This is a genomic window from Asticcacaulis sp. (assembly GCF_051956075.1).
Classification (GTDB): Bacteria; Pseudomonadota; Alphaproteobacteria; order Caulobacterales; family Caulobacteraceae; genus Asticcacaulis.
The window spans coordinates 1-21,265 of sequence record NZ_JBQCGA010000020.1; the positions used below are offsets into that span (position 1 = coordinate 1).

Below are 21,265 nucleotides of genomic sequence, written 5' to 3' on the forward strand. Positions count from 1 at the left end.
CGGCAAGCATCCCGCCGTGCTGGCGATCGGCTTCGATAACGAGATCGGCAACACGTTCATGTCGTATTCGAAGGCCGCCCGGACGCGCTTCATCGCTTGGCTCAAGCGCAGATACGGCACGCTGGATGCGCTGAACAAGGCCTGGGCGACCCAGCGCTGGTCGCGCCGCATCGACGACTGGGACGAGGTGCGCCTGCCCTATGCCGACGGCCCCGGCCCCGCCGAGCGCTATCTGGACCTGCACCGTTTCTGGTCGGACGTCACCATCGCGGATCTAAAGGATCTGGAGGCGATCCGCGAAAAGAACGTCCCGGACAAACCGGCCATCTCGAACCTGTGGGACAGTTCCGGCCGCAAGGGCTTCGACTATCTGTCCACCTATAAGCAATATGTCAGCTACGGCTCCTACGGCTATTACAATGGCGACGCCATCGGCGGCGGCTTCGAAACCATGATGATGAAGGGGGCGCTGACCACCCCAAGCTGGTTCAACGAGTTCCAGGCCGGCGGCGGCGGCTATTACGGCTCAAAAGGCCATTCGCGCATGTGGGCCTATTTCGGCCTGCTCAACGGCGGTCAGGGCATGTTGGCCTGGACCTTCAACAGCCATCTCGGCGGCGAGGAGCAGGCCCTGTTCGGCCTGGTCGATCACGACAATACGCCGTCCTGGAAACTGGGCGAATGGGCCACGATCGCCGCCGAATTCAAAAAGATGCAAACCCTGGGCTTTCCCCGCGCCCTCAACCAGCAGGCGGCCATCGCCTATTCGTTCGAGACGAATGTCGCCTCCAATCCGCCCGGCCCGTCCAATACGGTGCGCCAGTACATCACCACCCCCTATATGGAGCAGGAGCATAACGCTTTCGCGCCGCTCTATAACGACAACATAGATGTCGGCGTGATCAATATCGGCCACGAGGATTTAAGCCGTTACAAGCTGGTCGTCGTGCCCGGCGACTATATTATGGACAAGGCGTCGGCCGACAATATCCGTGCCTATGTGAAGAACGGCGGAACCGTCATCATGACCGCCTTTTCAGCCAAGGCGGACGAACACAGCCAGTGGTTCGACACCCCGCTGCCCGGTCGCTTGTCCGATGTCTTCGGGTTGAAGACCAATGAATTCTACCGCACCCCGTCGCCGCTGACCGGAAAGCTCGGCGACGCCAGCATCAGCACCACCATCAATTTCTACGAGGTGCTGGAGCCTTCGACGGCGCAGGTTCTGGGCCGCTTCGACAATGTCGACGGATCGCCGCCAATCGCGACCGTCAATCACTATGGCAAGGGACAGGCCATCTATGTCGCCACCCCCGCCCAGCCGTCCGTGATGCAGCCGCTATATCGCAGCCTCTATGCGCAATTGGGCATCCAGCCGGGGCCGAAAACGCCCGAAGGCGTCTATGCCCGCGTCGTCGATGGCCGCACCCTCTATGTCAACGCCTCCTACGCGCCCAAAGACGTCGTCATCGACGGCGTCAAAACCAGCGCGCTCACAGGCAAGACCTATAACGGCGTCCTGCATCTCGACACCGACGGCGTCGAGCTGCTGAAATAGGCGGACAAACCTGAACAGGGGGGCGCGATGACCATATGGGCCCCCGCCCGTCGCGCAGCCTTATCGTTTTACATTTAAATCTATTTTTCATATAGAGTCTCTTCATTGCCGTCCCCAATGAAAGAGAACGCCATGACGACATCCTCCCTCAATCGCCGCGCCGCCCTGTCCAGACTGACCCTGTCCGGTCTTGCCCTGACCGGCGCCGCCGCAGGTTTGTCCGGCTGGACGTCCGCAGCCGGGGCGAAGACGGCGGGCCGGCGCGCCGTGCTGGATCTGAGCCAGGCGACGCAGCCGCTCGACCGCTTTTTCGATCTGTCGGTCGGCGCGGATTACCCCGGCACGACGATCCGCGACGCCAATCTGGCGCAACTGAAGGAAGCGACCGCCGAACTCAGCTTTCGCTATCTGCGTTTCCACGACATCTTCACCGATGCGCTCGGCACGGTGAAGATGCAGGACGACAAGCTGGTCTATGACTGGACCCGCGTCGATTACCTGTACGATACGATGCTGAAGGACGGCATCAAGCCGTTTGTCGAACTTGGCTTTACGCCCGATGCGCTCAAGACGTCCGACCAGACCATCTTCTACTGGAAGGGCAACACCTCACATCCGCGTTTCGACCTGTGGAAGCAGCTTGTCGACGCCTTTGCCCGCCACATGATCGAGCGCCATGGCCTCGATGAGGTGCGCTCGTGGTTCTTCGAGGTCTGGAACGAACCGAACCTGGCGGGTTTCTGGCAATATGGCGATCAGGAAGCCTATTTCGCCCTCTATGGCCTGACCGCCCGCACCCTGAAGGCCGTCGATCCGCAATTGCGCGTCGGCGGTCCGGCGACCGCAGGCGCGGGGTGGGTTCCCGAGTTTCTCGCCTACGCCAAGGCGACGAACGCACCCGTCGATTTCATCACCACCCACACCTATGGCGTCGATTACGGCTATCTCGACGAAGAGGGCAAGATGGACCTGCAACTGTCCAAAAACCCCAACGCCATTATCGGCGACGTCAGGAAGGTGCGCGCACAGATCGAGGCCTCGGCCTTTCCGGGCCTGCCGCTCTATTTCTCGGAATGGAGCACCAGCTACAATCCGCGCGACCTGAGCCACGATTCCTATATCGCCGCGCCCTATATTCTCAGCAAGCTGAAGGCCGTTCAGGGCATAGCGCAAGGCATGAGCTACTGGGTCTATTCCGACCTGTTCGAGGAGCCCGGCCCGCCGTCCAAACCGTTCGAAGGCGGCTTCGGCCTGATGACCAGGGACGGCGTGCGCAAGCCGTCATGGTTCGCCTACAAATATCTGCACGCCCTGCAGGGCAACGAAATCCCCTGCGCCGACAAACAGGTCTGGGCGGCGCGCGACGGTCAGGCCGTCTCGGTGGTCGCCTGGGACTTCCAGTTGCCCGACCAGCAGGGCCACAGCAATGGCACCTTCTTCAGCAAGCTCGTGCCCAATAAACCGTCGCAACCGCTCGACCTCGCCTTCGAGGGCGTGAAGCCCGGTGTTTATGATCTGAGCATTCAGCGCACCGGCTACCGCAAGAACGACGCCTACAGCGCCTATATCGCCATGGGTTCACCCGCCGCCCTGACGCCGGAACAGCTCCGCGACCTGCAGGCGCTGACGCTCGACCAGCCCGAAACGCGCCGCACGCTTAAGGTCGGCAGCGACGGCAAGGCGCGCCTGAAGCTGGCCATGAACAGCAATGACATCGTGCTGGCGCGGCTGACGCCGAAAGCCTGATCGGTTACGGGCGCGGCGCCGACCGCCGCGCCCGAACAGGCCTATTTCGCAAAGGTCAGAGACCGCGCGAAAAAGGGCAGCAGATTGTGCTGGAAACGATCCGCGACGCCGCTGGCGTGATCGCCCGGATAGATGTCGAAGCGGTTGGCGACGCCGCTGTCCTGCATCCGCTGGTGCAGGGTCTGCGCGTCAAAGCGGAAATCGTCGCGGTCGCCGACATCCATGGCGATCGCCTTGTAGCGCTTGAGATTGAACACATACTGATCCAGCATGGCCAGCGGCGCATTGGCGGCCCAGCGATCCAGTACCGTCTGATCGACCTGGCCCTTCTGCGTCGGCAGATCGACATAGAAGGGCGGCTTCAACGGATCCGGCGACCAGGCGGCGGCCACCGCAAAGGTCGCATGGCCGAGAAAATCGAGCCCCGCCAGACCATCCCGAGACTGCAAGGCCTCAACGGCGGCGGCGGTTTGCGGCGGCGGCGCGCCGCGCACGGACAGGCAGCACGGGCTCATAATATAGAGCGCGCCATAGACATCGGGATACTTCATGCCAATCCGCGTCGTCCCGTAGCCGCCCATCGAATGTCCGGCCAGACCCCGGCTGTCGCGGTTGGCCAGAGTGCGGTAATGGCTGTCGATATAGGCGACCAGATCGTGGGTGATGAAGCCTTCCCAGTCGCCGCTGGTGATCGAGCTGGAATATATCGAGCCGCCGTGCAGCGTCTGGGTGTCGGGCAGGACAACGATCACGCCCGGCAGGCCCTGCGCATAGGCGCCGTCCAGCCCGCTCTGCGCCTGCAACAGGCCCGCAAAGCCCGGCGCGGTCATGTTGTAGCCGTGCAGGACATAGATCACCGGATAGCGCTTGTCGGGATGCTGCTGATAATCCGGCGGCAGATAGACGATCACCTGACGATCGGGCGATTCGCCCTCCAGATTGCCTTCCAGCGCCGGGCTGTGCACGACGATCTGTTCGACGGAGACATGCGCCGTCTCCGCCAATGCGGCGGGCGCCGAAAAAGCCGCCAGCAAAATCGCCGAAAGCGCAAGCGTCGCAATCGCTATTAAACGCATTCTAATAATCTCCCCGCGTCGCCGAGGCCGAGACGGCGTTCAGCGTCAGATATTGCGTCGGCAGGCCTTCAGTCTCGACCGTGACATGAATTTCGCCCGCCCGGTTCAGGCTGCGCAACACGAAGGCGAGCTGGCCGTGGAAGGTGGTGCGCACGCCCGACTGGAAGCTTGAGGCGTCCATCGGATTGCCATTGCCGATCCCGGCCAGGACGGCGGCGCCCGATACATGCACCGTCACCTTGCGGTCGCCGCTGCGGGCATAGATGGGCGCGCCGTTCTCATCGGTCAGCTTGAGATTGACATAGGCCAGATCCTCGCCATTGGCCCGGATCTGCGTTCTGTCGCTGCTGAGTTGCGCCTCGGCGGGATCGTCGGCGGTGCGCAGTTCCCAGCGCCCCGCTTCGCGTCCGTCGCGATAGCCGACCGCGATCAGCCTGCCCGGCGCGTAAGGAACCGAATAGATCGCCTTATATTCACTGTCCACGCCGACAGCCTTGCGGCCCAGGCTCTTGCCGTTCAGGAACAGCTCGACCTGCGGGAATTCGGAATAGACATCGACCTCCAGCGCCTTGCCCTCCTGACCGGGCCAGGTCCAGCTTGGATGCACGTCATCCAAGGACCAGTCGAGATGCGGCGGCGTAATCGGGAACAGGCGCCGGTCAGGCAGGTCTTCGGTGCCTTCCGGCTGGCGCACAAAGGCCGAGATCGGGTCGATGCCCGTCTTCCACAACACTTCGCGATAATAGGCCGCCGGGCGCTTGCGACCGATGGCGTCGATCTCGCCGCAATAGGCCAGATGCCACGGATAGGGCCCCAGCTTCTGCCAGTCCTGACTATAGCCCATCCAGCCGATGCCGGTTTCGCCGATATAGTCCACCGCCGTCCAGACGAAATCGCCGATCACCCACGGCATCGTCTCCACTGGCCGCCAGTATTGAAACGCGTCCTTCGAGGTCGATTCCGAGGTGAACATGACGCGGTTGGGGAATTTCTCGTGATCGCCTGCGAAGAGATTGACATGGTAATTATAACCGGCCACGTCGCCGGTGGCGAACTGCGCGTCGTCGAGCGGCGGATCGGCGTTGACGGCCTGGGTCACCGGGCGCGACGGATCGAGCTGATGCACGAGACCGGCCAGCTTATACCCGGTTTCGACGCCCAGCGGCGCGCCGCTTTCCGGGATCTCATTGCCGATGCTCCAGAACAGAACGCTGGGGTGATTGCGCCCGCTGATCACCAGGCTGGTGATGTCCTGCTTCCAGTCATCGGCGAAGTAGCGCGCATAATCCTTTGAGCGCTTGTCCTTGTTCCAGGCGTCGAACGCCTCGTCAATCACCAGCATGCCCAGCCGGTCGGCGGCGTCGAGCGTCGCCTGGCTGGCCGGATTATGGGCGATGCGGATGGCGTTATAGCCCGCCGCCTTCATCAGCGCGACCTTGCGCGCATCGGCGTCAGGAAAGCCCGCCGCGCCCAGCATATAGTTGTCGTGGTGGATATTGCCGCCGCGCAAGCGAACCGGCTGACCATTGATGCGCAGGCCGTGAACCGCATCGACGCTGATCGTGCGCACGCCAAAGCGCGTACGCCGCTCATCGACGACGACCCCGTGTAGGCGGAGGCTTTGCACCAGCGTGTACAGATTGGGCGCGTCCGGCGACCACAGGGCCGGATGATCGAGCTTCAGGCTCTGCGTCTGCATGACGTCGCCCCTGCCCGGCGCCGTCAGAGGCGCGACGGCTGTAGCCACGACCTCGCCATCTCCGGCCACGACTTCGGTGACGAGATCGGCGGCCTGCTTCTGTGCGCCGCAATTGCCGATGCGGGTCGCGACCGCCACCTCCCCCGTCTGCGCCGTCGCGACCGGCGTGGTGATCGCCACGCCGTCCGGCTCGATATGGGCGCAGTTCAGAAGGTCGAGCGACACCGGGCGGATCAGGCCCGTCCCCGCATACCAGCGCGACGACGGGTCTTCGTGATCGACGCGCACCGCGATCAGATTGTCGCCTGCATGCAGCCTGCCGGTCAGATCGACCGAAAAGGCGGTGTAGCCGTAATGATGTGTCGCCACGGACTGGCCGTTCACAAAGATTTCGGCGTCCATATAGACGGCTTCGAAATTAAGCCGCGCCACCTGTTCCGCCTCAGCGGCGCTCAGCTTCAGATGCTGGCGATACCAGACCACGCCGCCCGGCAGATAGCCGGAATCCTGCCCTGCCGTCGCCTTGGCGTCGAAGGGCGTCCCCTCCGGCCCATCCATGATCGAGGCGTCGTTCGGGGCGACGACCTGCCTCCAGCCGCTATCGTCAAAACCGGGCTGAGCGGCGCCGTCCGCTTCGCCCTTGTGGACCCGCCAACCTTGCGACAGGTTCAGGTGTTCGGCCTGCGCCGTCAGGGGCTGCGCGGCCAGCAGCGCGGCCAGCAGCGCGATGCTGGCTGTGGTCATCAATTTCAGCACGGTCTCTCCCTAATCAGTTCGCCGCCGCAGAGGCGTCTTTCAAATCCGAAGCGGGCTGGCCCAGAACAACGCCGCGTCCCGATGAGGTGATATAAACCAGCCCATATTGACGCGCATCGCCGATGACTTCGCCGCCCTGACCGCCGCCATACTGATGCGCGTCGTCATTGATGCGGACCCATGAGCCGCCAGCATTGTCGGAGCGGAAAATCCCCCAGACGCCCTTATAACGTCCCCACATATAGACGGCGGGATAGCTCTGCCCCGGCGCGGCCTTACCGAAGCCGACCGCCGCCGCCTCAGAAATATCGGGCGCCTGTTTGAACGGAGATTTGGGATCGGGCGAATGGAACAGACCCTGCGGCGTCGGCAGCCAGATGTCGCGCAGCCGTCCGGGCGCAGCGCGCGGTTTAGGGACCGGACGCCACGGATCGAGCACCGGCAGGCCGCTGGCGAAAACCGTGAAGCTGGCCCCGCCATCCCCGCTGGCGAGCATATTGCCCGCGCTGGCGTCATAGGCGTAGAAGACGCCTTCTGTGGAGCGATCCGAAAAGACCGGGAAGCTTCGTCCCTTGACCTGCGGAAAGCCTTTCGACGCCGTCCACGACTTGCCGCGATCCAGCGAATAATAGGCGTCGCCCTTACCGGTCACCCAGACCATCTGGCCGCCCTTCGCCGAGACGGCGATGCGGCCCGGCGCGTACCAGCCGTCGGCGTCGTGGGTGACGATGGGCGGAGACGACGGCATGTCCGACCAGGTCTTGCCGTTGTCGAGGGAGATCAGCGCGTGGGTCTTGGCTGCATCGCCGTCCGCGATGCGCGCCACCAGACCCGGATTCAGTTCAGCGAAATCAATCGAGCGGTTCGTCCCGGCGGCGGGCTGGAAATAGCCGCCTTCGGCGGGCGGCGAAGCGCTGAAGTCGAGATAACGGAAACCGCCGACATCGCCGACCGCCGCGATCAGGTGCGCGCCCGCGGTCGGGCTGATCAGGTCCAACGGCGCCGTTTCCTCCAGATTATCGACGGCAAAGCGCCAGGCCACCGTTTTGCCGGCGTCGGCGTCGGTGAGATTTTCCGTCATCCACAGCCCGTCGCCCGTGCCGTAAACCGCCTCGTTCGGATCGAAGGGATTGATGTCGATATCGGACATCCAGTGCCCCATGGCTTCCTTGCCGCCGCGACTGACGCCCATCCACGGAAAGCCGTCGGCGTTGTGATGCGAGGCCGCGCCCAGATCGGTCCAGTGCGCGCCGCCGTCCGTGCTGCGATAGGCCGTGTCGCCGCCCCACCACCGGTCCAGAGTCGTGGTCACCAGCGAACCCGGCGCGCTCGCCGCCGCACTGATGCCGGCATAGCAGAAGCTTTGCCCACCCTTGACGGGCTTTTGCGGCGTGATGTCGGTCCAGCTTCCGCTGGCCGTGTCGAAGCGCCAGACGGCGCCGTCCTTACAGTCATTGGGGCCGGGCTTATCCGCGAAAGTGACGTAAAGATGCTTGCCGTCGCCGTCGAAGGCCGCATGATGCGCCAGAAAGCCCGTCGGCGCGCCCTTGACGGCCTGCCAGGAAGCGCCGCCGTCATGACTGACATAGAGGCTGGCGGATTTCGCATTCACCCCGGCATAAAGGGTCGGCGTCGCAGCGCCGTCTTGTCCCGACGCCGGATCGAACAACACGAAGGTGATGTATTTTTCCGGGAACGCAGACACATTGCTCCAGCTCTTGCCGCCGTCATTGCTTTTCAGCAGGCCGCTCGTCGTCGTGCCGAGGAACAGAATATCGCTTTTGTGCGGATCGACCTGCAGGCGTTCTCCGGTGTTGCGCCCGTCCTCATTGCCGCCCAGCTTGACCGGCAGATCGGCCTTCCGCCAGGTCTGGCCGCGGTCGTCCGAACGCCAGACCGCGCCATTGCCCGCCCACTGACCGGTGTAAAGGCCGGTGGCGACATAGACCTTGTTGGCGTCTTCCGGGTCGAGCGCCAGACTGAACACGCCCAGATCGTCGGCGCCGTTCATCCCGTCCAGCAGCGGAATCCAGATCTGATCAGCCCCGTCCCAGCGATAGGCGCCGCCGACATCGGTGCGGGCGTAAAGCAGGCCCTTTTCTTTCGGATGATAGACGAAGCCGTCGACAAAGCCGCCGCCGCCCATGGGCGCTGTGGCCCAGACATAGGGTTCGCTTTTCACCGCTGCGGTCTGAGCCATGGCCCCGCCCGCCATTAGGACCGCCAGAATCGCCGTTAAACCCGCGCTTACGCGTTTGTGTTTCATCGCCTGCCTCTGCCTATTATTATTGCGCCCACCCTCAGAGGGCTGACGTTTCAATAATAAATATTATTTTTAAATTCAAATCAACCTAAGCTTCTCACCTGCGCCAACCAATCCACCCGCCAATCCTTAACGGACAGGCAGGCGCCTGACCAAGCCGCATGACTGCCCGTGTTTCAAACAGCTTAGATTTGCAAATTCGCTGTTTTTGCTTTTCATATATGATTACGATTGGTAAGACTTATCGCATTTCGCGGAAACGCAGCGTAACTGCCAAAGCGGGGAGCGTCCCCGATGCGCAGGCGCATTGAGGCAGGTCATGGCAAAGCAAAACCTATCCGTTGCGGACGATCCTGACGAAGGGGAACTCAGATATCGCGCCCCCGCTCTGGAAAAAGGCCTTGATATTGTAGAGCTTCTGGCGACTTCGCCAAGACCTATGCCGCCCAAGCAGATTTCCGAACATCTGAACCGGTCCGTCAGCGAGCTGTTCCGCATGATCGCGGTGCTTGAACACCGCGGCTATGTCGCCATGGCGGAAAATCAAAGCGGCTATGAACTGACGAACAAACTGTTTTCTCTAGGTATGTCGCGCGGGGTCAGCAAAAACCTGCTCGATTACGCCATTCCGGCCATGCGCGCGCTCAGCGACGAAATCCTGCAGGCGACGCACATTGTCGTCACTTCGGATGACCAGGTGGTCGTTATTGGTCAGATGGATGCGCCTGCGGCCCCCAGCTTTCACATCCGCGTCGGCTACCGTCAGGACATTGTCGAATCCACGGCGGGCGTTGTTCTTTACGCGTATCAGAATCCGCTGAGCAAGAGCGCATGGCGCAAAGCGCTGCAACCGACCGTCTCGGCCAGCGACTGGACCCGATTCGAACAGCAGGCCATTCATGCGCGTGAAAAGGGCGTTCTGGTCGCTCAGAGCGCCTATTCGGAAAGCATTACCGACATCGCCTGTCCGGTGTTCAGCGACCGCGGCCTGATCGGCGCCATCATCATACCCTATATTCGCAGCAAGCTGAGCCTCAGCGTCGAGTCCTGCGCTCAGGCCCTCGTGGAAACCTGCGCGTCCCTGTCGAATGCTCTGGGCGCCGCGCAACATCAGGGCGCCTGACTTATGGGCGCCTGAGTCACGGAGCCTGATCGAGAACCGGCAGGCTGAAGAGAAATTCCGACCGCCAGCCATCGCTGTCCGGTTCAAGCAGTCGCAAATCGCCGCCATGCGCCAGAATGATCTGGCGCGCCAGCGACAGGCCAATTCCGCCGCCCTGAGCTTTGGTGGATATAAAGCCGTGAAAAATGCGCTCCCGCAGCGCCTCGTCCACGCCGCAGCCATTATCCGCAACCACAATGCCGATATCCTGTTCGCGTTGTCGCAGCGCTACGCGGACACGGCGGGCGCCGGTCACGCCGCGCGTAGCTTCCGCCGCATTGGTCAGAACATTGATCAGCGCCTGCGCCAGCAGCGCCTCGTCTATGTCGCAGAAGACGGCGCCCTCTTCCATATCGAGCGCGACTCTGACGTCCTGTGCGGCGACGCTCTGCTCAAAGACGCGCGTCACGTCCGCGACGAAGCTTTTCAGGTCCGTGCGGCGCAGGACCGGACTTGGCAGCCGCGCCAGCGCGCGATACGCCTCGACGAAACGCCTCAATCCGCTGGCGCGTTTTTCCAGCAGGGCCAGAGCCTCATCGGCGGCTTTCGCGCCTTCGGGCGAATCTTCCGCCAGATAGGCGCGCGCCGTCTCGGCCAGGGAGGCCACCGGCGTGAGCGAATTCATGATCTCATGACTGATCACCCGCAGCGTGTCGCCAAGCGCCGCCGCTTCGGCGATGCGCACCTCTGCGTCGATGGGGGTCAGGCTGATGAATTTTTCCGATCGCCCCGCATATGACACTTCGCTAATCCCGAGCGCATAGTTTTTTTCAAACATCCGGACGGACGGGCGGACGCCCCTCTGCGCCTGCGTCACCGCGTTCATGAGCGTTCCCGGCGGATGGCTGATGAAATCATCTGCGCCGAGCAGCCGTCGCGCGGCCAGGTTCAGCGCGAATAACCCTTCTCCTGCGATGAATTTGAGCAGCGGAATCGGAACCTGGTCCAGCAGGGCGACGACGGGTTGCGGCTGCGCGCGCGGGCGCAGGTCTGCGTCTTTATTCCGTTCCGGCGCAGGCATGGCCGCAGTCGTCCCCGCCAGCAGAAAAACCGCCGCCGCCGCCAGTCCGAGCAGGGCGAAGACGAGACTGGCCCACATCTGGCTGCGCATCGCTGCAAAAGCCATGACCGCGAAAGCCGCCACCCCCGTCAGACACAAGGCCCGGATAAGGATGCTTCTATAGCCCATTACAGCCCGTGACGGCTCATGCGGCGATAAAGGGTCTGCCGGGTGATCCCCAACTCCGCCGCCGCCTTGGAGACATTGAAGTTATGGCGCTTGAGCGCCGATTCAACCACGAACTTTTCCGTCATCTCCAGATTAAGCGCGGCGCGCGGCGCGTCCTCATCCGCCATGTCCGGCAGACGCAGGTCGTCAGGCCCCAGCATGGCGCCGTCCACGCTGATGACGGCGCGCTCCATGACCTGACGCAAGGCGTGAAGATTGTCGCGCCAGTTCGCCGCCTTGAGATGCGCAATCGCCTCAGGCGTCAGGTCGCGACGGCCAAGATCATGCCGGTAAGCGCACAGATTGGCGAAATGTTCAGCCAGGACGCCAATGTCGCTGGCGCGCTCGGACAGAGGGGGGACCGAAATTTCAAGCGTGCTGAGGGCGTAGACCAGGCTGCGCGGCAGATCCAGTTCGCCTCGGGCGTGCGTCGTCGTGGCCACGACACGCACATTGCGCTGCTCAAATTCAGGCAGCAGGCTCAGCAGATTCTGCTGCGCCCCCGCCTCCAGCCCGTCGATGGACTCCAGGATCAGGGTCGCGTCCGTCAACCCGTCCGCCTCTAAAGACCCGAACGCTGAAGCGTCGATGATTTTCAGCTTTGAACGCCCCGAACGCGCGTGCAGGGCGCGGGCGATGTGCGATTTTCCGACCCCGGACGGACCTGACAACAGAACCGGCACATTCAAGGGCGCATAGCGGTCGATCAGGGCCTTGATGCGGTTCATCGCGTCGCTGTCGCCTACGATGAAGCCCGCATCGGGCGTCACAGCGTCCACCGGGTCGGCGCCGGTCCTGGCCGTATTCTGGCGTCCCTGCTCGATCGCCTCGTCGATGGCGGCGATCAGCTTGTCATTGCTCCATGGCTTCATGATGAAATTGGCCGCTCCGGCGCGCAGGGCGCGAACCGCAACCGTCAGGCCGCTATGGCCCGTCACCACCAGAACAGGCGCGTCCGGCGCATGACGGCGCAACTCCTGTAAACACGCCAGCCCCTCTTCGCCGGATGTCTGCGCCGACGAGAAGTTGAGATCGAGCAGGATCAGATCGACAGACTGCATTGTCAGCAGCGCATAGGCCTGCGCCGGCGCGGACGCCGCAAGGAAACGGTACCCCGCCTTGCTCAACAGCATATCCGCCGTTCTGACAATATCGGCGTCGTCGTCGATAAAGAGCAGCGTCTTGCGGGACTGAGGCATGTACGATTCCGGACAATACGGACACCAGTGCGGCTAAATTCCCTTTTCTTGCTGAAAAAGTCAAATGATTTTGGCTATTTAGCTTATTCTCAAAAATGAATTACACTGGAGTCGCTAGAAAATTAAAAAATCACAGGCGTGGAGGAACGTTGTTATGACCGGCATTTATCGCACTCCCGAATTTCGCCCTCTGCTTGACGACACGCTGGCGGAACACGCTCCGGGCATACTGGACGATCTGGCGGAAAATCTGCAACAGTCCTGTCAGCTCGCCATCCGCATGGAGGATGGGTTCTGCATCGCCTTGCAAAGCACGCCGTCCGGCCCGTGCTTTGTCAATATGCCTCTGGGCCTTGTCTATAGCGCGCCTGAAGCGATCAGCGCCTTTGCGGAAGACAGAACCACGCAGCACCCCAATCCGGCCCTGCCTGACGTCATGGATATCTGCGCGCCCGTGTTTCGCGGCGCCGAACAGATCGCGCTGCTTATTGCGCCCTATATCGCAAGCCGCAACGCAAAATCCCCGGAATTTTGCCGCCATGCGTTGCAAACCGCCGCACAGAGCCTGAGTCAATCCTTCATCGTGAAGACTCTTGTGGCTTAACTTCGGCAATCGCCTGTCATAAGCTGCCGCGCGTCGTCACGCGGCATGCCAGAGTTTCCATTTGCCAACTCCAGATTCAACGCCCCCATTGGCTGAGCCTCTCCTGAGCTTGCGAGGCGTCAATTTCAGCTATCAAAACGCCAACGGCCGCATCGAAGCGCTGCGCGACATCACGCTCGACATCGAACGGGGCGAATTTATTTCGGTCTGCGGCCCTTCAGGCTGCGGAAAATCGACCCTGCTGAATGTTATGGGCACGCTGGACCGGCCTGACAGCGGAACCATGTCGTTCAACGGCCAGACGCTGGCGGACGTCGGAGCCGCGCGTCTCGCGCATTTGCGCGCCCGTGACATCGGCTTCGTGTTTCAGAACTTCAACCTGATCGACAGCCTGACCGTCTATGAAAATATCAAGCTGGCCCTGCTGTACCGTAAGGAGCCGGAGCGCAATATCGATGCGCGCATCCAGGAGGCCATGGACCTGGTCGGCATCGCGCATCGGGCCAGCCACCTTCCGCACCAGCTTTCCAGCGGCCAGCAGCAACGCTGCGCCATTGCGCGCGCTATTGTCGGCAAACCGATCATGATCCTGGCCGACGAACCAACCGGCAATCTCGACTCGGAAAATGCGGCGCAAGTTTTCAACATCCTCAAGTCGCTGCATGCAGAGGGCTGTACGCTGGTCATTGTCACCCATTCTCCGGCCCAGGCCGATCAGGCCGAGCGTGTGGTCGAAATGCTGGATGGCCGCATCCAGTTTACGCGGCGCAGGCTGACATGATCCGTCTGCCGTCCGGTCTGTGGCAACCCACGCGCACCCTCACCCGCTATTGGGGGCTGAGTCTTCTGACCTGTCTGGGTCTGATGATCGGTTTCGCCGCCGCCCTCATTGTCGCGCTCGAAGTCCGCAGCGAGCTTGGCTATGACCATTTCATCCCCGGCGCCGATCAGGTGTATCTGCTCAGAACGCTTTACGCGCCCGCGAACGGGGACCAGATCAGCAGCGATCAATCGCCCGCCGCCATGGCCAAATGGTTGAGGCGTGACAGCCGCGCCGTGTCCGACGCCGCCCGACTGGTGAAGGCGGAATGGCCGATGCATACGGCGCGTTTGTCCGAACAGCAGAATTTTTACTGGACAGATCCCAACTTCTTTCAGGTCGTCCACTTCAAGGCTGTGTCCGGCGATTTACGCACCGCCCTGCAACAACCCGACAGCATGGTGCTTACGCGAAAAATGGCGCGCGCGTTTTTTGGACGTGAAGACGTCGTCGGACAAACCGTTCTTCTCAGCACCTGGCTGCCTGTGAAGATAACGGCGGTGCTGGACGATTTTCCCTCCAACACCAATTTCGAAAATCAGATCTTCATCTACAGCCGGGCGAATTACGGCATGCTCTCCATTCTGGACGCACATCCCGAATGGAACTGGACGTCATGCCTGACCTTTTTGAATCTCCGGCCCGGCGCGGTTCTCCCGGCCGCCGTCGCGACCCGGATCGCCGAGCGACACGGCGTTTCGGGGATCGAATCTCCGATGAGATTCGCCCTGACTCCGCTGACACGGCTTCATTTTCTGGGGAATGCCGATGCGCTGATGGCGCCGCGTGGACACGCAGACACAATTATCGCCATGATCGCGGTCGCGGTCGTGATTTTCGTCCTCGCCGTGGTCAGTTTCAGCGAACTCATGGCGGTGCAAATCGACGAGCGCCGCCATGAAATGGCGATCAGAAAATCTCTCGGCGCCAGGACGCATCAGATTTTTCTGCAAATCATGGCGGAGGCGGCCATTCTTGTCTGCCTATCGCTCCTGCTCGCCGCCGCTGCGGTCGAACATCTGTTGCCGATCATTAACCCCATTATGCGGCTGGGATCGTCGCCGTGGTCGGACCTGGGATTTATGGCGCAATGCCTGTCGCTTGGCTTCTTAACGACCATGATCGGCGCCGTATATCCCGCTCTGGCTCTGTCCGCCGCCCATCCGCGCCGGCATCGCCATCACATCGCGGCGAAAGTCGATGGCTCATTGTCCCGAACGCTTTGGACGGTGGCGAGATTTTCCTTGCTGATCATATTGCTGATCGCGTCGCAGACGGTCTACCGGCAGTGGCGCTTCGCCACAAGCGACAGGCTCAATCATGACGCCGCCCATCTTTTCATCATCAAGACGGCGTCGAACGCGCCAGCCGATATAAGCCTGCGCCCCAAGCTTCTGCCGATCAAGGGCGTTGTGGCCGCAGCCTATGCGCGCGGGCTGCCTGGGCAAAGCGAGATATGGCCTGACTGGCTGCAAAGTCATGACGGTCGGATCATTCAGGTGCAGCGGCAATCGGTTGATACAGGTTTCTTCGACATCTACGAAGTCCCCCTGCTGGCGGGCAGGCGTTTTACCACGACCTATCCCGAACTGACGCCGCCCGGACAGGTCGTCATCAACCGCGCCATGCTCAAGGCGCTCGGCTACGCAAACCCGCAGGACGCCATCGGCGCCCAACTCAAGTTCGCGCGCCGCGATGACAGCGCCGGTATGAAGATTATTGGCGTGGTTGCTAATATCCGGCTGGCCGATATCCGCGATCCGACCCCGCCCATGATTTTCGATAACCAGTCGGCCTACTTCAACCGCCTGAGCGTGAGGCTCAAACCGGAGGACATGACGTCAACTCTCAACGCGATCGGGGCCATCTGGAAACAAAGCTATCCAGACGCGGGACCGATGCAGGGACAGTTCTATTCTGATTATGTGCGGCTCGAATATACCGACATACATCAGCAATGGTTCATTTTCCTGCTCCTGTCCGTCGCAGGCGTCGCCGTGTCGATGTGCGGCCTGATTGGCCTGTCGATACATATCTACAGGGCGCGCCGGAAAGAGGCTGCGATCCGAAACGCCCTTGGCGCCGATAGGTTCGATTTGGTGGTCCTGCGCCTGAAGCCCTATCTCCTGCCGCTGGCGATCGCCAACCTGGTCGCCATAGCCATAGCGTGGCGCACGACATCCTGGTGGCTGCACAGTTTCGCCCTGCATGTGGATCTGAAGGCTGAGGATTTTCTGCTGGCCAGCGCCAGCACCTTTGTGATCGCCTTCGCCACGATGGCGATCCACACCGCTCTGGCGGAACCCGCGCGGTCCAGCGGTCCGCTGAGAAATCTCGATTAGAGAACCGTAACACGATCTCCACAGCGCCGAAGATCGGGCGCCGTAAGACAATATTTTTATTTGCAAAATATAATTTTAATTATAAATAGTTGTTCAGCAAATTTAATGATGACGTCCGCCCTGAGGGACGCAAAACAAAGAGGAAACCCATGTTTTTCGGTAGGCGTAAGTTCCTGTTATCGACGGCGGCGATCGCCGTTACGTGCTCGGCATGCGGCGGCGGCAGTGGCGGCGGCTCCTCGTCAGGAGGCGGAGGCGGATCATCGTCGTCCTCGTCGTCTTCGTCGTCCTCGTCGTCATCGTCCTCATCCTCATCCTCATCCTCATCCTCGCCGTCCGGTCTCTACCCCAGCTATAATACGAACCCCATTGCCGCCGACTCGACCGGCATGACCAGCACGGCGGCGCAACTGTCCGCCAAGATCAAGCTGGCCATCAATATCGGCAACACGCTGGAGGCCACGCCCGGCGGCGAAACGGCCTGGGGCAATCCGATGATCACCCAGGATCTGGTCAATACCTATAAGTCTCTGGGTTTTGACGGCGTCCGCCTGCCCTGTTCCTGGGATCAGTACGCCAATCAGACCACGGCGGAGATTTCGGCGTCCTGGCTGGATCGCGTCAAGACGGTCGTGCAATACTGCATGAACGCCGGTCTTTACACCGTTCTCAATATCCACTTTGACGACGGCTGGCTGGAAAAGCACGTCGACGCGGCCGATAAGGACGCCGTCAACGCCAAGCAAAAAGCGTTCTGGGAGCAGATCGCCACCCATCTGCGCGACTTCGACGAACGCCTGATGTTCGCCAGCGCCAACGAACCCGACGCCAGCACGACGGCGACGGCGGACATCCTGCTCAGCTATCACCAGACCTTTATTGACGCCGTGCGCTCGACCGGCGGTCGCAACGCCTACCGCACCCTGATCGTTCAGGCGCCGCAAACCAATATCGACCTGTCGCTCAGCCTGTGGACGCATCTGCCGACCGATACGGCGACGAACCGGATGATGCTGGAAGTCCATTATTACGACCCGTCGCAGTTCACCATCATCACCTCCGACCAGTCCTGGGGCAAGATGTTCTACTACTGGGGCAAGGACAACCATTCCACCCTTGAGCCGGACCGCAACGCCACCTGGGGGGAAGAGGACTGGGTCGATCAGGAAATGCAGAAGCTCAAGACCAATTATGTCGACAAGGGCGTGCCGGTCATTATCGGCGAGTTCGGCGCCTATCGCAAAAAAAGCGGCCCCCTGGACGTCGCCAAGCACGATGCGTCCGTGGTCTTCTGGAACAAATATGTCGCCCAGCAGGCGCTCGCCAATGGCGCATCGCCCTTCTACTGGGACACCGGCGGACTGATCGACCGCACGACCTATGCGGTCAAGGATCAGGCCGTTCTCGACGCCTTGCTCACGGCGACCGGTAAAAAATAGTCCGTTACATTTGACGCAAAGATTAAAACGCCGGTCTGAAAGCAGACCGGCGTTTCGCCTTTATGGATTATATTTAGCGAGAAACGCCGTAAGCGATTGCAGAACCGCCAGACGCGTCGCTTCGGTGTCGGGCGTATGGCCCACGCCCTTCAGCTCGACATAATCGACCGGCTTGCCCGCAGCCTGCAAGGCGTCGTTCAGTTTGCGGCTTTGCGACTCCGGGACCAGACTGTCGCCGGACTGATGTATCAGCAGAACCGGCGCACGTATTTGCGCGGCGTTGATGGCAGGCCGGTCAGCGCCCACAAACAGGCTGAGCTTGCGCAGGCTGTAGGCCGCATCTTCAAAGGTGCGCGGCCAATGCGCCGACGGCGTCAGGCTGGCGAAGGCGTCCGGATCGGGCGACGGCGTACGCGCCTGCCGCCACGCCAGATAGCTGGCCGTGTCGGTCACCCCGTCGATAGAGGCCGCGCAGCGCACCGTACCGTCTTCCGCCGCTTTCAGAGCGGCGTAACCGCCAAAGCCGATGCCGACCATGCAGACGCGCGTCGGATCGGCCAGCCCCTGGCGCACGACCTCAGCCACGCCCGCGTCGATATCCGACAGCATCCTGCCGTCCCACTGACCATAGCCCGCCGCTATGAAGTCGGCGCCATAGCCTTCCGAGCCGCGGTAATTGGGTTGCAGGACCAGATAGCCGCGCGAGGCCAGGGCCTGAGCCAGCCAGTCAAAGCCGATCCGGTCCATCCCCTGCGGGCCGTCGTGCGGCAGAACGACCAGAGGCAGGTTCTTCCCCGCCGGTTTGGGCGGGAGGGTCAGCACGGCGTCAATGCTGGTTCCGTCCTTCGCCGCATAGGACAGGATTTCCTGCGACGCGATCCACGGCGTCGGGATCAGTGGATAGTCCTCACTGATCGTATCGACCTGATGATCCTGGTAGTCGAGACGATAATAGGAGCCCGTGTCCTCGCCGCCCGTGACGCGGATCAGCGCCTTGCTTTCGTCATCGGAAACCGACAAAACCTCGGCCGTCTGCCCGGACGTCGCCGAGGCGGCCCTGTCGTAAAGATCGCGAAGGCCGGGGTCGGCGATCTCGTAATGCGGCTCCTCCGCCGTGTAGGCGAAGCCCGCCAGACGCCCGGTCTGCGGGCTGAAAACGGGACGCGCCTGACTGGCCTCGCCCTTTTCCAGCGGACCGCTGAGTTCGCCCGACGTCTTCAGGCTGTAATAATGAAAATGCCGCGCCGCGCCCTTGCGATCCGCGCCGTGCGTATCCGTGTCCAGTATGACAATGGAACCATCGTCGCCCGACACGCCGATCAGATAGGGCGCAAACGTGGCGTCGCCCGCAACAATGGGACGGGACAGGACGGTTTTCCAGCGATCCTGATCGCGCATCTCGATACGGAAGGCGCGGCTGCGGAAATCATAGACCGAGCGCGCCACCAGGCTTGCGTCGGAATCGAACAGCCAGTCATCGACATAGTGATTTTCACGCTCGATATCGCCGCCGTGATCGTCAACCAGGCGCGCATCGCCGGTTTCGGGATCGACCTTCCACAGATAGGCGCGCTGGGCGGGCTGATTGCCGACGCTATGCGCGCGCACTTCAAGGAAACCGCCCATCAGGCGCGGCTTGCCGTCAACTGTGACGCGGCTCGGCAGGCCCAGCGGCATGCTGGGCGCGTCGCCAATATGAAAGCCGATCGGCGCCGCCTTGCCGGTGAGGACATTGAGCGAGGTGATGGCGTTTTCGACGCGCACGCCGAAATAGGCGCAGCCCGGCGGCTGTATCGCATCCAGCAATTGTTGCATCTGCGCCTGAAGCGCGGCGGCGTCGGCGCTGCCCGCCTTGACGCTGTCCGGCAAAGGCATGTCTCTGGCGTTGTTGCTCATGCCCGGCGCCGATGGCGCGTTTTCGCAGGTGCCGCGCAGAGCCAGACGCGAATCCGTGATCAGGACATGCGCATTGTCGGCCCAGCTCAGGGCGCTGGCCGGACCGCCCTTCAGGGTGAAGATCTGATGGCTCTTATCTGCAAAATTGTAAGCGCCAAGAACGCGGATACTGCCGATCCGAGTCATAAAGGCCACCCGCTCGCCATCGGGCGACATCGCGACCTCCTCCAGATGCGGCATTTTCGCATACAGCTCAAGCGAAGGCGGCGCATCCGTCGGCTTGACGCGCTTTTCCCCCCGCACCACGACTTCGGTCGGCTTCTGCGTTTCGGCGAAAACCGGGGCCGATAAGGTCGTCAGGCCCGCCGACGCAAGCAGAATCGCTTTGAATATCCGCATTATCTATCCTGTGAAACTATACGCATCTGATCTCAGGCGCGACGTTGAAGGGGTTGAAAGCCCGACTGACACACCTGTTCGATGAGATCACGATGCCGGGGCAGGAGGCTCAGGGCCCTATCGCCCTGCCGCCGTATGGCGTCAAACTGCGAACGGGCCTCGTCAAAATAACGGAAAAGCCCGCGCTGGGATGTGAGGTCGGTCTGAAAGCCCATGCCGTAGAGCACATATTGCCAGTTCGCCTCGGTGAAGATGTCGTAATTCGGGTCCATGTCGAGGAAGGACGGCGGTCGAAAACGCCACCGCTCCAGCTTCTCCTGCAAGCTGTCGGGAATGGTTTCGGGGCGGACATTGTCGCGCCAGAAATCGGTGTCTGCGCGCTGCGTCAGGCAGTAATGCAGCTTGATAAAGTCGATGACCTGGCTATAGCGCCGCGCCATGAAGCTGTTGAACTGCCGGGCGCTGACCTCATAATCGCCGCCCCACGGAAACAGATTGGACAGGATCAGGGCGGCGATTTCCGCAAAGCCGATGCCCGTGGCTTCCAGGGGTTCAATAAAACCCGCCGACAGACCAATGGCGACGCAGTTCTTCACCCATTGCGTCCGGCGATAACCGGCCTCGAAGTCGAGAAACCGCGCTTCGCAGCCTTGCGCGGCGGGACCGGCATAGCGGCGCAACGCCTCCTCGGCGCGCGCGTCGGAGCAATGGTCACTTGAATACACATAGCCCAGGCCGCGCCGCGATTTAAGGCCGATATCCCATATCCAGCCGCATGCCTGCGCCGTGGAGATGGTCTGCGACTCCAGCGGGCCGCCGGGCTGTTCATAGGGCGCCTGAAGGGTCACGGCGCGGTTGGCGAAGATATGCGCGCGCTCGGAATGAAACGGAACGCCGAGCGCCTTACCGATCAACTGCGCCCGAAAGCCGGTGCAGTCGATATAGAGATCAGCCTTGAGCTCGCCCTGGTCGTCGGTCTGCAGACGTCCGATCGAGCCGTCTTCGGCCAGGTCGACGCCGGTGATCTTGCCTTGCAGATGACGGACGCCGTAGCGGATGGCGTAACGGCGCAGCAGGT

14 protein-coding genes are annotated in these 21,265 nt (G+C 61.8%); 7 read left to right on the forward strand and 7 right to left on the reverse strand.

Annotation, left to right across the window (positions count from 1 at the left end):
- The coding region (locus ACTHLA_RS05500) for a beta-galactosidase (protein ID WP_440186082.1) at positions 1 to 1,558 on the forward strand (1,558 nt) is incomplete at its 5' end.
- A gap of 132 nt (positions 1,559 to 1,690) precedes the next feature.
- Positions 1,691 to 3,304 (forward strand): GH39 family glycosyl hydrolase, encoded by a 1,614-nt coding sequence (locus ACTHLA_RS05505; RefSeq protein ID WP_440186083.1) that lies wholly within the window; start codon positions 1,691 to 1,693, stop codon positions 3,302 to 3,304.
- A gap of 41 nt (positions 3,305 to 3,345) precedes the next feature.
- Here the strand turns inward: ACTHLA_RS05505 and ACTHLA_RS05510 are convergent, their stop codons facing one another.
- From ACTHLA_RS05510 to ACTHLA_RS05520, 3 genes are read right to left on the reverse strand one after another with little or no spacing between them, the layout of a single operon-like run.
- Positions 3,346 to 4,380 carry an alpha/beta hydrolase gene (locus ACTHLA_RS05510; RefSeq protein WP_440186084.1) on the reverse strand — a complete coding sequence of 345 codons (1,035 nt, stop codon included), beginning with the start codon at positions 4,378 to 4,380 and terminating at the stop codon, positions 3,346 to 3,348.
- A 1-nt stretch (position 4,381) separates the two neighbouring features.
- A complete protein-coding gene (locus ACTHLA_RS05515) occupies positions 4,382 to 6,835 on the reverse strand; it encodes a glycoside hydrolase family 2 TIM barrel-domain containing protein (RefSeq protein ID WP_440186085.1) in 2,454 nt (817 codons plus the stop codon).
- Between the two features lie 13 nt (positions 6,836 to 6,848).
- On the reverse strand, positions 6,849 to 9,035 hold the full coding sequence (locus ACTHLA_RS05520; protein ID WP_440186086.1) for a WD40/YVTN/BNR-like repeat-containing protein: 2,187 nt from the start codon (positions 9,033 to 9,035) through the stop codon (positions 6,849 to 6,851).
- A 382-nt stretch (positions 9,036 to 9,417) separates the two neighbouring features.
- Here ACTHLA_RS05520 and ACTHLA_RS05525 point away from each other — a divergent pair, with 382 nt between their 5' ends.
- Positions 9,418 to 10,221, forward strand: coding sequence for an IclR family transcriptional regulator (locus ACTHLA_RS05525; protein ID WP_440186087.1), 804 nt, complete (start codon positions 9,418 to 9,420; stop codon positions 10,219 to 10,221).
- Between the two features lie 16 nt (positions 10,222 to 10,237).
- On the opposite strand, the gene ACTHLA_RS05530 is transcribed toward ACTHLA_RS05525, so the two are convergent.
- Positions 10,238 to 11,386 carry a sensor histidine kinase gene (locus tag ACTHLA_RS05530; protein WP_440186088.1) on the reverse strand — a complete coding sequence of 383 codons (1,149 nt, stop codon included), beginning with the start codon at positions 11,384 to 11,386 and terminating at the stop codon, positions 10,238 to 10,240.
- Positions 11,387 to 11,448: 62 nt separating this feature from the next.
- Positions 11,449 to 12,687 carry a sigma-54-dependent transcriptional regulator gene (locus tag ACTHLA_RS05535; RefSeq protein WP_440186089.1) on the reverse strand — a complete coding sequence of 413 codons (1,239 nt, stop codon included), beginning with the start codon at positions 12,685 to 12,687 and terminating at the stop codon, positions 11,449 to 11,451.
- A gap of 154 nt (positions 12,688 to 12,841) precedes the next feature.
- On the opposite strand from ACTHLA_RS05535, the gene ACTHLA_RS05540 reads away from it, so the two are divergent.
- The 4 genes from ACTHLA_RS05540 to ACTHLA_RS05555 all read left to right on the forward strand — a co-directional run bounded on the left by ACTHLA_RS05540 (position 12,842) and on the right by ACTHLA_RS05555 (position 17,892).
- Positions 12,842 to 13,291 (forward strand): hypothetical protein, encoded by a 450-nt coding sequence (locus ACTHLA_RS05540; protein ID WP_440186090.1) that lies wholly within the window; start codon positions 12,842 to 12,844, stop codon positions 13,289 to 13,291.
- Positions 13,292 to 13,379: 88 nt separating this feature from the next.
- Positions 13,380 to 14,072 carry an ABC transporter ATP-binding protein gene (locus tag ACTHLA_RS05545; protein WP_440186091.1) on the forward strand — a complete coding sequence of 231 codons (693 nt, stop codon included), beginning with the start codon at positions 13,380 to 13,382 and terminating at the stop codon, positions 14,070 to 14,072.
- Positions 14,069 to 16,453, forward strand: a complete 2,385-nt coding sequence (locus ACTHLA_RS05550) for an ABC transporter permease (protein WP_440186092.1) — start codon at positions 14,069 to 14,071, stop codon at positions 16,451 to 16,453. The genes ACTHLA_RS05545 and ACTHLA_RS05550 overlap by 4 nt, the downstream gene beginning before the upstream one ends.
- 149 nt (positions 16,454 to 16,602) lie before the next feature.
- A complete protein-coding gene (locus ACTHLA_RS05555) occupies positions 16,603 to 17,892 on the forward strand; it encodes a glycoside hydrolase family 5 protein (RefSeq protein ID WP_440186093.1) in 1,290 nt (429 codons plus the stop codon).
- 60 nt (positions 17,893 to 17,952) lie between these two features.
- On the opposite strand, the gene ACTHLA_RS05560 is transcribed toward ACTHLA_RS05555, so the two are convergent.
- Positions 17,953 to 20,187 carry an alpha/beta hydrolase family protein gene (locus ACTHLA_RS05560; RefSeq protein WP_440186094.1) on the reverse strand — a complete coding sequence of 745 codons (2,235 nt, stop codon included), beginning with the start codon at positions 20,185 to 20,187 and terminating at the stop codon, positions 17,953 to 17,955.
- 32 nt (positions 20,188 to 20,219) lie between these two features.
- Positions 20,220 to 21,265: tryptophan 7-halogenase (locus ACTHLA_RS05565; RefSeq protein WP_440186095.1), on the reverse strand; the 1,046-nt coding region annotated here is incomplete at its 5' end.